The sequence below is a fragment of the Sphingomonas faeni genome (genome assembly GCF_003053745.1).
Lineage (GTDB): Bacteria > Pseudomonadota > Alphaproteobacteria > Sphingomonadales > Sphingomonadaceae > Sphingomonas > Sphingomonas faeni.
In genome coordinates this window covers 892180-907892 of the sequence record NZ_QAYE01000001.1, presented here as the reverse complement: position 1 = coordinate 907892, position 15713 = coordinate 892180, and the positions used below count along the sequence as shown (strand labels likewise).

Genomic DNA, 15713 nt, shown 5'->3' with positions numbered 1-15713 from the left:
GGGCGGGTGCCCGTCATCGAGTTTGTAAACTGGATGTCGCGGGTTCGATTCCTGCAACCGGCACCATTTTTTACAGGCACTTACGCGTAGCTGACAACATAGCTCTTCGGCTTGATTGAGCCTTCCCGCGTCGCATCGCCCCATATCGTCTGAGCTCCAACACCAACATCGCCGAACATAAAAAATCCCCCGCGCCCGAAGGCACGGAGGATCTTCGGCGTCCGTGGCTCGCGTCGACCGACACGAGCCAGAGTTGGATCAGAACCGGACGGTTGCACCCACCGCCAGGTTGCGGCCGAGCGAGTCGTAGCGCTGTGGGATCGTGTTCGTGCGCGCGAGGGCGACGTTGTACGAGTCCGGAACGATCGGCGCGCTCTTGTCGAGCAGGTTGTTCGCAATCAGGCGCAGCGAGAACTGCTTGTCGATCGCGAAGTTGAGCGCGAGGTCGAAATAGCTCTTTGGCGACACCCGGTAGTAGCTGGTCCGCGCGCGCGCGTCCGTGCCACCGATCGCCGGATCACCCGAATTGTCCGCGTTGGTCAACGACCCGACATAGCGCCAGTTGAACGACGCGCTGAAGCCGCGGTCAAGCGTGGTGTAGGTCGCGCGCAGGCCATGCGACCATTTCGGGATCAGCTGGCCACAACCGTTGCCGTAATACCCGGCGCAGTTGCGCTCCGGCTGGACCGGCGAGTCCTGACCGCCCGCGAACGTCGTCAGCGACCCGTTGAAGTTCCAGTCGATCTTGCCGGCGCTGGCGAGGTCGAGCGTGTACTGCGCCTGGAAGTCATAACCGCGTGCGATCGACGTGTAATAGTTCGTCGTGCCCTGGCGGATGAAGCCGGTGGTGGGATTGCTCCCGGCCGTCGAATACAGCGTGCCGGTGCCCGGATTCCGAACGATCCCCTGACAGAAGAACGCGTCGCCGTTCGAACGCTGGCAGCCATCGGTGTAATAGCTGAAGTCGTTATAGCCGAGCGAGTCGTTGATCTTGATCTGGTAGCGATCGACCGAGAACACCAAGCCCTTCACGAACCGCGGCTTCACGATCAGGCCGTACGTCTGCGTGTAGGCGGTTTCCGGATCGGCGGTATACCCGCCCGAGCGCACGGTGCACGCCGCCGAGCCGTTCGGCGCGGTGCCGTTGCTGCACAACAGCGTCTGGCTGCCGTAGAGCGCATCCGACAGGCCGGTTGCACGGCACACTTCGCGCGACGCGATCGGCGCGCCGTAGGTCACGCCGTTGGCGCCGTTGACGACCGTCGGTGCGCAGAAATCGTTGAACGTGCCTGCGCCGCCCGACGCGAAATCGACGTTGGTCGCCTGGCGGATTTCGGTCACCGTCGGCGCGCGCTGCGCCTTGTTGAACGAGGCGCGGAACGTCAGGTCGCTGACGGGGGCGTAGATGCCCTCGACCTTCCAGGTGTTGAACGTGCTCGGGTTGCTGCTGTACTTCGACACGCGGTAGCCGCCGTTCACCTGCAACAGGTCGGCGAAGCGCTTGTGCTCGACCAGCGGCGCCTGGACCTCGATATTGGCCTCCCAGACGTCCTGCTTCAGGTAGCTGTCGGTGCCGCCGAGGCCTGCACGATACACGCTGTCGGCGGTCGATTTCAGCGTATCCTTGCGATATTCCGTACCCAGCGCGATCGCGACGCCCTGCTCGGCGAACGGCGAGGTGATGCCGTATTTGCCGAGATCGCCGGTGACGTTGGCCTGTACGTCGTACAGCGTGCCGGTGGTCGCCGCCGTGCCCTGGTCATACAGATAGTCGATGAGGGCCGGATTGGTGTTGCCCGCGCTGAACGCGTCGAAGGGAACGCAGGCAGGATCCGTGGTCGTTGCGCAGGTCGGTGCGGCGCGGGTGCCACCTACGTTGATCGAGTTCCGCAGGTTGGTCGCGTTGACGAAGCTCGGCGTGTAATCCTGGTGGTTGCGGGCATAGACGCCGCCGACGTCATAGGTCCAAGCGCTGCCGACCTTGCCGCGGACGCCGCCGGTCAGGCGAACACCGGTGTTCAGATACGCATCCGGCTGATCGTTGCCCTCACCAAGACGATAGCGCAGGTCGATAGGCGCGGTCGCCACCGTGCCAGCCGCAGCACCGCAGATCGCGGTTGCCTGCGACGTCGACAGGAACGGGTTGTTGCAGTTCACCTGGACGGAGCCACCGGCGATCGCCGGGTAGTTGTTGTACGACTTGTCGCGGAACCAGATGCCCGACGCATACAGCTCGGCGTCGGGCGCGATGTCGAGGCTGACGAAGCCGCCGGCGTTCACGCGCTCGGATGGGCGCTGATACGCATAGTTGCTGAAATAGTTCGAGGCGTTGCCGGCACCCGGACCGAACGGCACGAAAGTACGCGTGCCGTTCGGGTTGTTGACGAGCTGCGCGTTGGCGTTCGCACCGCTGAGCGGCGTGATGAGGCCGCTGGTCGAGCTGCTCGGCGTCAGGCCGCACGACAGCGGCGCGTTCAGGCTGGTCTGCGTCAGGTAGCAGCCCGAGTTGGACCGTGCCGACAGCAGCACCTCGTCGGTATGCTTGTAGTTGACGAAGCCGTTGATCCGCAGCGCGCCGTCGAACAGCTTCTTGCCCGCGGTCAGCGTGACGTCGGCACGACCGCCATCGTTGGTCAGGCCGCGCGGGCTGCTGAAGCCCGACGAACGCGCCAGCGACGACACGACCGTGTCCTTGTTGTTGTGGTTGTAGAAATTATAGTTGCCGTCGAGCTGGATGCCTTCGAAATCCTTCTTCAGGACGAAGTTGACGACGCCCGCGACCGCGTCCGACCCGTAGACGGACGAGGCGCCGCCGGTCAGCACGTCGACCCGCTCCAGCAGCGACGGCGGGATGATACCGACGTCCTGGCCGTTCTGCGTGCCGAGGCGCTTGCCGTCGATCAGGACCAGCGTGCGCTCGAACCCGAGGCTGCGCAGCTTGATGCGCTGGCGACCGTCGGAGTCGTTATAGGTCTGCTGGCTGTCCGGCGCGATCTGCGGCAGGCGGTTCAGCACGTCCTCGACGTTGACCGCAGCCTGGGCGCGAATGTCCTGCGCGGTGACCGACGTGATCGGGGCCGCCGACGTCATGTTCGGACGCTGGATGCGCGACCCCGTGACGACGATCGTGTCTTCCTTCGGCATGTCGCGATCGACGGCGGTGGTTGCGGTGGTGGCATCCGCCTCGACCTTGGCTTCGGCGGGCGTGCTCGCGGCAGCCTGGGCGGGCGTCACGGCCTGCGCGGGCACGTCCTGTGCGAATGCCGTGGTAGCGGAAAACACGAGAGATCCGACGAGCGCGATCCGCGAAACAGAATGGCCGAAGTTCATACCTACCCCTAAAAAAGCCCGGTTGCGTGATAGCGCTATACCGGTTGCCCGTACTGGTTTGGTCAAAACACGTCGCCAGTCAATGCCGAAGCAATACCGGTCTAGAACATTTGCGTTGGAATGTTGCAAATCGGCGTCACTACTGGCGGTCGCTATCTCGTTGCGATAGCGTGTCCACAAGAACGCAAGGGGGATCTGATGGAGAACACGCGACGGTCGTTGCTCGCCGGCTTGGGCGGCCTGGGCATGATACCATTCGTAGCGACTCGGGCGGCTGCCCGATCGGGCGCCGCGACGGACGCTCCGGCGACGGGCGCGATGGTCCTGTCGACCTGGGACTTCGGCGCCGCCGCCAACGCAGTGGCCTTCGCGGAACTCGCCAAGGGTGGATCCCTGATCGACGCGGTCGAGGCCGGCGCGATGGTGCCCGAGGCGGATCCGACCAATCATAGCGTAGGCTATTCCGGCTATCCCGATCGCGACGGCCACGTCACGCTCGACGCGGTCATCATGGACGATGTCGGCGGCGTCGGTGCCGTCGCCGCGCTGGAGAACACGGTGCATGCGATCTCCGTCGCGCGTCGCGTGATGGAGCGGACGCCGCACACCTTTCTCGTCGGCGAGGGTGCGACGCGGTTCGCGCGCGACCAGGGGTTTCCGCAACAGTCGCTGCTCACCCCGGAATCGGAAAGGGCATGGCGCGACTGGCTCAAGACCGCGAAATACCAACCCGAAGCCAATAGCGAGAACCGCATCACGCGCACGCCCGGCGGCGCGCTGGATCATGACACGATCGGCCTGCTCGCGCGCACGGCCGACGGGCGGATGGCGGGTGCCTGCACGACCTCCGGCATGGCGTTCAAGATGCGCGGCCGGGTCGGCGATTCGCCGCAGGTCGGATCGGGGCTGTACGTCGAGGCAGGCGTCGGCGGTGCCACCTCGACCGGACTGGGCGAGGAAGTTACCCGCGTAGCCGGCTCGGCCCGCGTCGTCGCGTCGATGCGCGGCGGGTCGACGCCGCAACAGGCGTGCGAAGAGGTGGTCCGCCATATCGCCAAGCTGCGCGGCAATGCGATCCGCGGCGTCCAGGTCGGCTTCCTCGCGCTCGATACCAAGGGCAATGTCGGTGCGTTCTGCCTGTTGCCGGGCTTTACCTATGCAGTCACCGACGCGCGCGGCAAGACGACGGTGCTGAAGGCGCGGTCGCTGTTCCAGGCGTGAGCGTCGCGGAAGACATGGATCGTGGTTCGCGAACGATGCTCGAAGTCTGCGTCGAGGATCTGCACGGTATCGACGCGGCGATCGCTGGCGGGGCGGACCGCATCGAACTATGCGCGGCGCTCGGCGTCGGCGGCCTCACCCCCCCCGCGTCGCTGATCCGGGCAGCGGCGGCGGCGTCGGAGGCCTCCGGCGTACCCGTCCACCTCCTGGCCCGGCCACGCGAAGGCGGCTTCGTCTATACGCCGCGTGAGCAGGCGCTGATCGCCGACGACATTCGCACCGCAGCCGAAGCTGGATTGGCGGGAATCGTCATCGGTGCGCTCGACGCCGACCACCGGCTCGACGTGCCCGCCCTCGCCGCTTGGGTCACCCACGCCCGATCGCTGGGCGATGCTCGCGGACGCCCACTCTCGCTGACGCTGCACCGCGCCTTCGATCTGTGCCGCGACATGCCCGACGCACTGGAGTCCGCCGTCACGCTCGGCTTCGACCGGATCCTGACCTCGGGCGGCGCCCCGAAGGCGATCGACGGGGTAGAAATGCTGGCGGCATTGCACCGACAAGGCGCCGGTCGGATCATCGTGCTAGCGGGAAGCGGGGTCTCGCCGGAGACCTTGCCCGCGATCCTCGCGACCGGCGTCCGCGAAGTCCACGCTTCCTGTCGCACGCCCTCGACGACCGTCGCCGATCCCGCCGAACTACGCTTCGGCTTCGCCTCGCCAGAACGCGCAGCGACCAACCGCGACGCGGTAGAGCGACTGGCGAACATGGTGGCCGGACATCCGACGCTTGAATAATACCAATCCATAACTTACTCAAACCGGTCTGGGTCGGGGGGCCTCTCGCTCCTCGCCGAACGCCAATCGAAGCGAGCCGCCATGCACGACGCCACCCCGCCTCCGCTAACACCGCCTCCCATCGCGGAAACCGCGACGCTGATGTTCCGCGAGGCTGCGGAATCGTCCGAGGCCGTCGCGCGGATGCTCGCGACCAACGCCGCGGCGTTCGCGGCGCTCGGTGCGCGTCTTCGTAGCGCCCCGCCCGCCGTCGTCGTGACCTGCGCGCGCGGCTCCTCCGATCATTCGGCGGTGTACGGCAAGTATCTGATCTGGACGAAGACCGGCATCCCCGTCGCCGCCGCGGCGCCTTCGGTCGTGTCGATCTACGACGCACCGCTCGGTGCGCGGAATACACTGTGCATCGCGGTGTCGCAGAGCGGTCGCAGCCCAGACCTGCTCGCCGCGGTCGCCGCGCAGAAGGCCGCCGGCGCGCATGTCGTCGCGTTCGTCAACGACGAGACCTCGCCGCTCGCCGAAACCGCCGACACGCTGATCCCGCTGTGCGCCGGACCGGAAAAGTCGGTCGCGGCGACCAAATCCTATATCTGCTCGCTCGCCGCCTTCGCCGCTTTGACCGCGGAATGGGCCGACGACGACGCATTGCGTAGCGCCGTTGCGTCCCTCCCCGCCGACCTCGCACGCGCCTGGGCGCTCGACTGGTCGGTCGCCGTCGCACCGCTGCGCACCGCGACCAATTTGTTCGTGATCGCGCGCGGCATAGGCTTCGGCATCGCCAACGAGGCGGCGCTGAAGATGAAGGAAACCTGCGCGCTGCACGCCGAATCGTTCAGCTCGGCCGAGGTCCGCCACGGCCCGATGCAACTGGTCGAGGACGGCTTCCCGTTGCTGGCGCTCGCGACCTCCGACGCGGCAGGCGACGGCGTACGCGATGCGGCGCGCGAGTTCGCCGAGCGTGGCGCAGGCGTGTTGCTCGCCGATGCCGGTCTCGATGGCAGCAGCGACGACGGCGTCCTGCCCGCGTTGAAAGCGCATCCGGCGATCGAGCCGATCCTCATGATCCAGAGCTTTTATCGCATGGTCAACGCCCTCTCGCTTGCTCGCGGGTTCAACCCCGACGCACCGTCGCATCTCAGCAAGGTGACGCGCACGTTATGACGATCTTCCGGTTTTCGAATGGCCATGTGGTCACCCCCGCGGGCGTCCTGAACGAGGCGACGATCGTCGTCGAGGACGGTCGCATTACGCATATCGGCGACGCAGCCTCCGGTCAGGCTGCGGATCACGCGATCGATCTCGATGGCGGCTGGCTGATGCCGGGCTTCGTCGATACGCAGGTCAACGGCGGCGGCGGCGTGCTGTTCAACGATACGCCCACGGTCGAGGGCATCGCCGCGATCGGCGCGGCGCACCGCCCGTTCGGCACCACCGCGTTCCTGCCGACGCTGATCAGCGACACGCCCGACGTGATCGCGCTAGCGCTCGACGCGGTCGACGCGGCGATCCTCGCGGGCGTCCCCGGCGTGCTCGGCATCCATATCGAGGGCCCGGTGATCAGCCCGGCGCGCAAGGGCATCCACGACCCGACGCGCTTCCAGGATCTCGACGACGACCTGCTCGCGCTGCTGACCCGCCCCCGTCTCGGCCAGGTCATGGTGACGCTCGCCCCCGAGCGCGTGACCGCGGCACAGATCGCGACGCTGACCGCCGCCGGCGTGCTGATCAGCATCGGCCATAGCGATGCGGATCACGCCACCGCGAGCGCCGGGATGGCCGCCGGGATCACCGGCGTGACGCATCTGTTCAACGCGATGTCGCCGCTGGTCCACCGCGCCCCGGGCGTGGTCGGCGCGGTGCTCGACGACCAGGCGGTGTATTGCGGGATCATCGTCGACGGCTTCCATGTCGACGACGCCGTGTTGCGGATCGCGTTGCGCGCGCGGCCGCACGACCGGTTCATGCTGGTATCCGACGCGATGCCCTGCGTCGGTGCGGCCGAGAAGTCGTTCGTGCTGCAGGGCCGTGAGATCCATGTCGAGAATGGCCGCTGCGTCGGTGCAGACGGCACGCTGGCAGGCTCCGATCTCGACATGGCGGGTGCGGTCCGCAACACCGTCGACCGGCTCGGCGTCGCACCCGAAATCGCCGCGGCGATGGCAGCGACCTATCCGGCGGCGTTCCTGCGGTTGTCGCAGGAGCGCGGCACGTTGCAGGTCGGTCGCACGGCCGACTGGGTCGTTCTCACGCGCGACCTGCATCCGGTCGGCACATGGATCGGCGGGGCGAGCGCGGCCTGACCGCCTCATCCCTGCTTTTGAGCCCATCCCTTCTGGTATCGAGAACGCACCCATGGCCTCCATCCTCCTGACCGCGCCGATGCAGGGCTGGGCAACGCCGATCGACGAAGTCCCCGACGCGGTGTTCTCGGAGCGGATGCTGGGTGACGGCGTCGCGATCGATCCGACCGGCGACTGCCTCTACGCTCCCTGTGCCGGGACCGTACTGACGCTGTTGCCGAGCGGCCATGCGATCACGATCGCCACGCCCGAGGGTGCGGAGATCCTGATCCACATCGGCCTCGACACGGTCGCGCTCGGCGGACGCGGCTTCACCCCGTGCGTCGCCGTCGGCGACACGGTCGAGCGCGGTGCACCGCTGATCCGCTTCGACCTCGATCTGCTCGTGCGCGAGGCTCGCGCGGTCGTCACGCCGATCGTCATCGTGAACCCCGACCGGTTCAGGATCGTCCACGCCGTCTCCAGCGAACTGGTCGCGGTCGGCGATCCGCTGATGACGCTCGAACCCAGCGATGCGGTCGCACGCCGCGAAACGAACCAGGACGCCGCGACGCACACACGCACGGTCGTCGTGCCCCTCCCCCACGGTATCCACGCTCGCCCCGCCGCCCGCCTAGCGGCCACCGCCAAGCGCTTCGACGCCGACGTGACGCTCGCATCCGGCGACAAGACCGCCAACGTCCGCAGCCCGATCGCCCTGCTCGCGCTGGCGATCCGCCGCGACGAGACGATCGTCGTGACAGCGGCAGGTGCAGACGCCGCGGCCGCGCTTGCCGCGATCTGCGACCTGATCGAGAGCGGCATGGACGAGCCCGCCGAAGCCCCGGTCCGTGCGCCCACCGTCGCCCCCTCGCCAGCGCGCCCCGCAGCCGACGGCGCGCTCACTGGCGTCACCGCGGCACCCGGCCTGGCAATCGGCCGGGCACGCTGGTTCCGTCCCGCCGACTTCGTCGTCCCCGAACACGGCGAAGGCATCGCCGTCGAGGAGGCTCGCTTCGATGCGGCCGTCACCACGCTGTCGACTCGGTTCGCGGACCGTGCCCGCACCGCAACCGGTCCCGAACGCGCGATCGTCGAGGCGCATGCGGCGATGCTCGACGATCCCATGCTCCACGAGACGACGCGCAGCGGCATCGCGCGCGGCGAGAGCGCGGGCCATGCCTGGCGCGCCGCGATCCGTCCGCAGGCCGACGCGTTGCGCACCAGCACCGACCCGCGGCTCGCCGAGCGCGCCGACGACATGCTCGATCTCGAACGCCAGTTGCTCGCGCTGATCGCCGGCGTCGAGACCACGCCGCTGTCGTTCCCGCCCGACACGATCCTGCTCGCGGACGATCTGCTGCCGTCGCACGTCCTGTCGCTCGACCGCGCGAACATCGTCGGCTTCTGCGTCGAGCGCGGCGGCCCGACCTCGCACGTCGCGATCCTCGCCGCGACGATGGGCCTCCCCGCGCTGGTCGCGATCGGGGCGCCGTTGAACGCCGTCACCGACGATACGCCCGTGATCCTCGACGCCGGCGAGGGCCTGTTGCGGATCGATCCCGACGCCGACACAATCGTCGCCACGCAGGTTCGAATCGTCCAGGCGCAGGTCCGCCGCACCGAAGCGCTCGCGCGGGCTGGCGAACCCTGCCGCATGGCCGACGGTACCCGGATCGAGGCGTTCGCCAATCTCGGCGCGCTCGGCGACGCGCATCTCGCGGTCGAGAACGGCGCGGAAGGCTCGGGCCTGTTGCGCACCGAATTCCTGTTCCTGGAACGCGACGCCGCGCCGACGGTCGCCGAACAGACCGCCGACTACCAGGCGATCGCCGACGCGCTCGACGGCCGCCCGCTGATCGTCCGCCTGCTCGACATCGGCGGCGACAAGCCCGCGCCGTATCTGCCAATGGCGCCGGAAGAGAACCCCGCACTCGGCCTGCGCGGCATCCGCGTCGGCCTCGCATACCCACAGATCTTGGAGGATCAGGTCCGTGCGATCCTGTCGGTAAAGCCAGCCGGGCAATGCCGGATCATGGTCCCGATGATCGCTAGCCTCGACGAACTGCGCGCCGTCCGCGCGGTGGTCGACCGCGTCGCCGCGGAGATCGGCATCGTCGACCGCGTCCCCGTCGGCGTGATGATCGAGACCCCCGCCGCCGCCGTCACCGCCGATTTGATCGCTGGGGAGGCCAATTTCCTGTCGGTCGGGACCAACGACCTGACGCAGTACACGCTGGCGATGGACCGCGGCAACGCGGCCGTCGCGAGCGGAATCGACGGGTTGCACCCCGCCGTCCTCCGGCTGATCGCGCAAACCTGCAAGGGTGGCTCGGTGCATGGCCGCTGGACTGGCGTGTGCGGAGGCCTGGCCTCCGACCCGCTGGCCGTCCCCATCCTGATCGGGCTCGGCGTCACCGAACTTTCGTCCGCGCCGGCCTTGGTGCCCGAGATCAAGGCGCTGGTCGCCACGCTGACGATGGAGGCGTGCCGCACGCATGCCGCCGCCGCGCTGCAATGCGGGTCCGCCGCCGACGTCCGCTCGCTCGCCCGGGAGTTCACCGCATGAAATCGATCCTCGAAGCCCTCCAGCCGCTCGGCCGCGCGCTGATGCTGCCGATCGCGGTGCTGCCGATCGCCGGCCTGCTGCTTCGTCTCGGCCAGCCCGATCTGCTCGACATCGCCTTCATCAGCGCGGCCGGCGACGCGATCTTCTCGCATCTCGGCCTATTGTTCGCGATCGGCGTCGCCACCGGGTTCGCGCGCGACGGCAACGGTGCCGCGTGTCTGGCCGGCGTCGTCTGCTTCCTGGTCGCGACCGAAGCGGGCAAGGTCCTGATCACCGTCGCACCCGAAGTGTCCGCAGGGCTGACCGGCGTCTCCGCGGACCTCGCCATCGCGGCGTGGAAGGCCAAGGCGATGGCGCGGCTCGACGTGCCGATCGGCATCCTGTCGGGGCTCGCGGGCGGGACGCTCTACAATCGCTATTCGACGATCAAGCTGCCCGAATATCTCGCTTTCTTCGGCGGACGCCGGTTCGTGCCGATCGTCAGCGGCGTGGCAGGCCTCGTGCTCGCGGCGGTGTTCGGCTTCGGCTTCTCGCTACTGAGCCAGGGCGTCGACCAGTTGAGCGTCGCGATCACCGGCAGCGGTGCGGTCGGCGTGTTCGTGTTCGGGCTGCTCAACCGCCTGCTGCTCGTCACCGGGCTGCACCATCTGCTCAACAACATCGTCTGGTTCGTCGCCGGCGATTACCACGGCACCTCGGGCGATCTGCGCCGCTTCTTCGCAGGTGATCCGTCGGCAGGAATCTTCATGGCCGGGTTCTTCCCGGTGATGATGTTCGGCCTGCCCGCCGCGTGCCTCGCCATGTACCATTCGGCCAAGCCCGAGCGCCGGAAAGCGGTCGGCGGCATGCTGCTCAGCCTCGCGCTCACGTCGGCGCTGACCGGCGTCACCGAGCCGATCGAGTTCAGCTTCATGTTCCTCGCGCCCGTGCTGTACGCGGTGCACGCGGTGCTGACCGGCCTGTCGATGGCGCTGATGGACCTGCTCGGCGTCAAGATGGGCTTCGGCTTCTCGGCGGGGCTGCTCGATTACGTGCTGAACTTCGGCAAGGCGACGCGACCGCTCGTCCTGCTGCCGGTCGGCGCGGTGTATTTCGTGCTGTATTACGGGCTGTTCCGCTTCTTCATCCGCAAGTTCGACCTCGCGACCCCGGGGCGCGAAGCCGAAACTGTCGCTGCGGTAGCGCCCCCCACGGCGGGCGGGCGCGGTGCGGCGTTCGCGCAGGCGCTCGGCGGCGGGGCGAACCTGACCACGGTGAGCGCGTGCACGACGCGGTTGCGGTTGATCGTCGTGGACCAGTCCGCGGTCGACGATGCGGCGCTGAAGGCCCTCGGCGCACGCGGTATCCTGCGCCCGTCGAACTCCGCACTCCAGGTCGTACTCGGGCCGATCGCCGATGTCGTCTCGATGGAAATCCGTGACGCGCTGGCGCTGGGTGGCGATGTGGCGATCAAGCCTGCCGCGCCCGTAGTGTCGGATACGATCAGCCTGTCGTCCACAACTGAGAGCGCGCTCGGCGGGGCGGCGAATGTCCTTGGCGTCAGCCGCCATACCGGCCGACTGCGCGTCCAGCTGGGCGATACAGCGCTGGCCGACGATGCGGCGCTGGCAAAGCTCGGTATCCGCGCAATCGCCCGCCCCGCGCCAGGCCACCTTCACGTGCTCGCGACCGACGCGGTCCTGACCAAGCTGGCCCAGTAACCCGCTGATCCTCCCCCGCCAGGGGGAGGTGGCTGGCACTTGCCAGACGGAGGGGGAGGAAAGGGAAACGCCTGTTGCGTGTCCTCCCCCTCCGTCACCTTCGGCGCCACCTCCCCCTTGCGGGGGAGGATTTAGCCGCATCAGCGCGCCCGCGGCTCCAGCGACACCGGCCCGACGACACCCGAAACCCCCTCCGCGGCCGCTTCCACCACCAGCACGATCTGGCGCACGCCGCCGCCCGCCGGCAACCCCGCCTCGATCGGCCCAGGCCCCACCCCAGTCTTCGACGCGAGCCGCCGGCCATCGACCCACAGCTCGGCCTTCCCCGCGATCGACGCGAAACGGATCATACCGCCCTCCGCACCGATCCGCCGCCACGGCGTCACGCTCGCGCGGTAGAGCCGCCAACGCCCCTCCGCCGCAGCCTGGACCGGCGTGCCGCTCCGCACGAACGCCCAACTGTTATTATCCCCATCGATCGGCGCCAGCGCCGGATCGGGCCGCGCAGCGAACGCCGGCGAACGACGCCACTCCCGGATCGCCTGCCCGCCATAGGTCGCGGCCATTTGCGCGCGCGGTACGGTCGCTGCCCGGTCGATCACCAGCCGCGCCGGCTTCAATCCCGGCGCGGTCGCGGTCATCACGATCCGTCCTCGCCCCGTCTTCGCCTGCACGATCACCTGTGCGAGCCCGTTGAACAACGATCGCGCATTGCCCTTCTCCGGCTCATGGCTGTTCGGATCGCCGTTGCCGACACCGATGATCGCCGCGCCCTCGACCGAGAATTGCGTCGGCAGGTTCGCGGTCGGCACGTGACGCCCGGCGGCATCGATCGCGTCGATCGTCACCGGCTGCGTATCCTCGTCGTCGCCCGCCATCACGGTCCGCGCCGGGGTCAAGCGCAGCGCAACCGGCTTGCCGACGGTCTCGTGCGCGGCCGTCGCGACGACCTTGCCGCCGCGCATCGCGACAACCTCGATCCGCCCCGGCGCATAGGGCACGCTGAACTCGTTGCCCATGATCCGGTCGACCGCCTGCTCGCCAACCTTCCGCCCGTTGAGCCGCAACTCGACGCGCTCGGCATTGCTCATCACCAGCACCACGATGGGCTGCCCCTCGCGTCCCGGCCAAGTCCAGTGCGGCGTCAGGCTGACGACCGGCGCGTCATCGACCCAATGCGCACGATGAATATCGAACGCAGTCTTCGGGAACCCGCACAAGTCTAGGATGCCGAAGAAACTGGAGATCGTCGGCCATTCATGCGGCGTCGGTTCGCCGTGATAATCGAACCCGGTCCACACGAACCCGCCCGCGACGAACGGGCGGTCGGCGATCTTCTTCCACGTCGCGCGATGCGTATCGCCCCAGCTCGCCGCCTCGACGTCGTAGGACGACTGGACATGCGCGGCCGGATCGCTCGCGAACGCGCCGCGCGTTTCATAGGCGCTGGTATCCTCCGAACTCGTCATCGGCTTGGTCGGATTAAGCTGGTGAAACCGGTCGTAGTCGCCCTGATAATAGTTGAAGCCGACGACGTCGAAAATGCTCGACACGTTGATCGGATCGAAGAACGCGCCGTTCATCGCGCCCGTCACCGGTCGGGTGTCGTCGAGCGCATGCGCCGCGTGCGCCATCCGCCGGAGCATCTCGACGCCCGCCTCGGTGCCCTGCATCGGCTCCTCGTTGAACACCGACCACAGGATCACGCTCGGGTGGTTGCGGTCGCGGCGGACCATCCATTCGAGCTGCGCCATGTAATCGGGCGCGGGATTGAACTGCCGGTTCTCGTCCATTACGACGAACCCCATCGCGTCGCACAGGTCGAGCAGTTCGGCGGCCGGCGCGTTGTGCGAACAGCGGATCGCGTTGCAGCCCATCGCCTTCAGCCGCTCCAGCCGCCAGCGCAGCAGCGCATCGGGGATTGCGGTCCCGACGCCGGCATGATCCTGGTGCAGGCACACGCCCTTCAGCTTCACCGACTTGTCGTTGAGCAGGAAGCCACGGTCCGCATCGAACCGGATCGTGCGGAAGCCGACCGGTATCCGCCGCTCGTCGACGATCACCCCGTCGCGCAGGACGTGCGTCACGACGGTATAGAGCGTCGGCGCCTCGATCGACCAAAGGCGCGGCGCAGCCATGGCCAGCGTCAATGCCGCAGTCGCGCGCTCCAGCGGCAGGACCGTCGCAGCCGCCTGCGCGCCCGCCACGCGCTTGCCCTCGGGATCGAGCAGCGCGACATCCACCGTGACGCCGACCGACGCGCGATCGATGCTGCCCAGCTTCACTTCGACCGGCACGCTCCACGCGCCATTCGCGGCCCGCCTCGGATCGCAGTGCACGCCGTCCGTCACGATCGCCACCGGCGCACGGCGGATCAGCCACGCATGGCGATAGATCCCCGCGCCCTCGTACCACCAGCCCTCCATCGCCTGCGCATCGACGCGCACCGCGATGACGTTGAGGTCGTCGCCGAACCGCGCGAACGGCGTCAGGTCGATCTCGACGCTGTTATACGCCGACCAGTTGTGCGCGACGACGCTGCCGTTGACCCACACCGTGGCGTTGGTCGCGATCCCGTCGAACTGCAGCCCGATCGTCTTGCCACGGTCCGCCGGATCGAGCCGCAGCGTCCGCCGGTACCAGCCGATGCCCCGCGCGCGAAAGCCCTGCGACACGCTTGCGGTCTTCACGAACGGCTGCGCGGAGGCCCAGTCATGCGGCAACCGAACCGACTGCCAGTCGGAATCGTCATACGCCATTGCCGCAGCGCCGAGTGCGTTACCCGCCTTCACGCTCAGATACGTCGCGTTGTGGCCGTCGGGCGCAGGCGCGATCACGTCGCCCTCGTGGAACAGCCACCCGCGCTCGATCAGCGTCCGCGATGGGTCCTGCACCAGCGCGCGCGACGGCAGGGTTCGCGACGGCTGCGGCATCGGCAGCGCGCCGGCACTGCCCTGCGCCTTGATAGCCGCGAAACCGGCCTCGATCGGCCCCACGACCAAAGAAGCACCGGCGCCCGCCGTGCCAACAAGAAGCTCACGTCGGTTCATTGGGCACTCTCGGTAGTGGAGGTCAGATATCGGCGAGTTCGGCGACGAAGTCGTACGCATCGCCGCGGTAATAGGAGCGCGTGAACTCCGCGGCCCGGCCATCGCGCAGGAAGCCGCGGCGCTCGATCAGCAGCCCGGCATGGCCCGCGTCGACGCCCAGCATCCGTGCATGCTCGCCCCCGAACGGCACCGCGCGCAGGCGTTGCAGCGCGCGCACCGGCCGGCTGCCGGCATTCTCGAGCGCGGTGTAGAGCGAGTCATCGACCACCTCGACCGACGGAAGGCAATATCCCGCGATCGTGGAGAATTCGAGCGCCATCGCCTCTTCGTCGGCATAGCGGATGCGGTTGAAACGGAACACCGCCGCCCCCGGCGACAACCCCAGCGCCATCGCTTCCTCCGGGTTCACCTGCCCCGCCGAGCGCGAAATCCAGCTGCTGCTCGACGTCCGCCCGCGTGCCGCCATGTCCTCGCTGAACGACGACAGCTTCGAGAAGCTCTTCTCGACGCGTCCGGCGACGAACGTCCCCGCGCCGCGCCTGCGCGTGAGCAGCCCCTCCTCGACCAGTCCGCCGATCGCCTTGCGCACGGTGATCCGCGATACGTCGTACTCGATCGCGAGATCGCGCTCGGCCGGGATCGCATTGCCTTGTACCAACAGCTTCTCGCCGATCGCGTTGCGGATCAGTTCCTGCAACTGGAGGTAGAGCGGCGATGGATTTCCCTTGCGAAAGCGTCCGATGTCATCGGAAAACGCCATGTATTCCCCC

At 68.1% G+C, this 15713-nt stretch carries 9 protein-coding genes; 6 read left to right on the top strand and 3 right to left on the bottom strand.

Going from position 1 to position 15713, the window contains the following annotated elements; translation table 11 throughout:
• Window positions 1-258 precede the first annotated feature (258 nt).
• On the bottom strand, window positions 259-3282 hold the full coding sequence (locus tag C8J25_RS04080; protein ID WP_244186724.1) for a TonB-dependent receptor domain-containing protein: 3024 nt from the start codon (window positions 3280-3282) through the stop codon (window positions 259-261).
• A gap of 294 nt (window positions 3283-3576) precedes the next feature.
• Between C8J25_RS04080 and C8J25_RS04075 the strand changes: the two genes are divergently transcribed.
• From C8J25_RS04075 to nagE, 6 genes are all read left to right on the top strand, one after another.
• Window positions 3577-4551, top strand: coding sequence for a glycosylasparaginase (locus C8J25_RS04075; RefSeq protein ID WP_107952694.1), 975 nt, complete (start codon window positions 3577-3579; stop codon window positions 4549-4551).
• A 14-nt stretch (window positions 4552-4565) separates the two neighbouring features.
• A complete protein-coding gene (locus C8J25_RS04070) occupies window positions 4566-5348 on the top strand; it encodes a copper homeostasis protein CutC (protein ID WP_107952299.1) in 783 nt (260 codons plus the stop codon).
• A gap of 81 nt (window positions 5349-5429) precedes the next feature.
• Window positions 5430-6506 (top strand): SIS domain-containing protein, encoded by a 1077-nt coding sequence (locus tag C8J25_RS04065; RefSeq protein WP_107952298.1) that lies wholly within the window; start codon window positions 5430-5432, stop codon window positions 6504-6506.
• The gene (nagA, locus tag C8J25_RS04060; RefSeq protein ID WP_107952297.1) at window positions 6503-7645 is read left to right on the top strand and encodes an N-acetylglucosamine-6-phosphate deacetylase; all 1143 of its coding nucleotides are present in this window, start codon (window positions 6503-6505) and stop codon (window positions 7643-7645) included. The genes C8J25_RS04065 and nagA overlap by 4 nt, the downstream gene beginning before the upstream one ends.
• 52 nt (window positions 7646-7697) lie before the next feature.
• Complete coding sequence (gene ptsP, locus C8J25_RS04055) at window positions 7698-10193, top strand: phosphoenolpyruvate--protein phosphotransferase (RefSeq protein ID WP_107952296.1); 2496 nt, start codon at window positions 7698-7700, stop codon at window positions 10191-10193.
• Window positions 10190-11893, top strand: coding sequence for an N-acetylglucosamine-specific PTS transporter subunit IIBC (gene nagE, locus C8J25_RS04050; protein ID WP_107952295.1), 1704 nt, complete (start codon window positions 10190-10192; stop codon window positions 11891-11893). The genes ptsP and nagE overlap by 4 nt, the downstream gene beginning before the upstream one ends.
• Window positions 11894-12033: 140 nt before the next feature.
• Here the strand turns inward: nagE and galA are convergent, their stop codons facing one another.
• Window positions 12034-14943 (bottom strand): beta-galactosidase GalA, encoded by a 2910-nt coding sequence (gene galA / locus C8J25_RS04045; protein WP_107952294.1) that lies wholly within the window; start codon window positions 14941-14943, stop codon window positions 12034-12036.
• Window positions 14944-14965: 22 nt separating this feature from the next.
• Window positions 14966-15703 carry a GntR family transcriptional regulator gene (locus C8J25_RS04040; protein ID WP_056062350.1) on the bottom strand — a complete coding sequence of 246 codons (738 nt, stop codon included), beginning with the start codon at window positions 15701-15703 and terminating at the stop codon, window positions 14966-14968.
• Window positions 15704-15713 lie beyond the last annotated feature (10 nt).

Coding starts and splice junctions, on each gene's coding strand:
- C8J25_RS04075 (WP_107952694.1), top strand. CDS start 3,577: ATGATACCATTCGTAGCGACTCGGGCGGCTGCCCGATCGGGCGCCGCG.
- C8J25_RS04070 (WP_107952299.1), top strand. CDS start 4,566: ATGGATCGTGGTTCGCGAACGATGCTCGAAGTCTGCGTCGAGGATCTG.
- C8J25_RS04065 (WP_107952298.1), top strand. CDS start 5,430: ATGCACGACGCCACCCCGCCTCCGCTAACACCGCCTCCCATCGCGGAA.
- nagA (WP_107952297.1), top strand. CDS start 6,503: ATGACGATCTTCCGGTTTTCGAATGGCCATGTGGTCACCCCCGCGGGC.
- ptsP (WP_107952296.1), top strand. CDS start 7,698: ATGGCCTCCATCCTCCTGACCGCGCCGATGCAGGGCTGGGCAACGCCG.
- nagE (WP_107952295.1), top strand. CDS start 10,190: ATGAAATCGATCCTCGAAGCCCTCCAGCCGCTCGGCCGCGCGCTGATG.
- galA (WP_107952294.1), bottom strand. CDS start 14,943: ATGAACCGACGTGAGCTTCTTGTTGGCACGGCGGGCGCCGGTGCTTCT.
- C8J25_RS04040 (WP_056062350.1), bottom strand. CDS start 15,703: ATGGCGTTTTCCGATGACATCGGACGCTTTCGCAAGGGAAATCCATCG.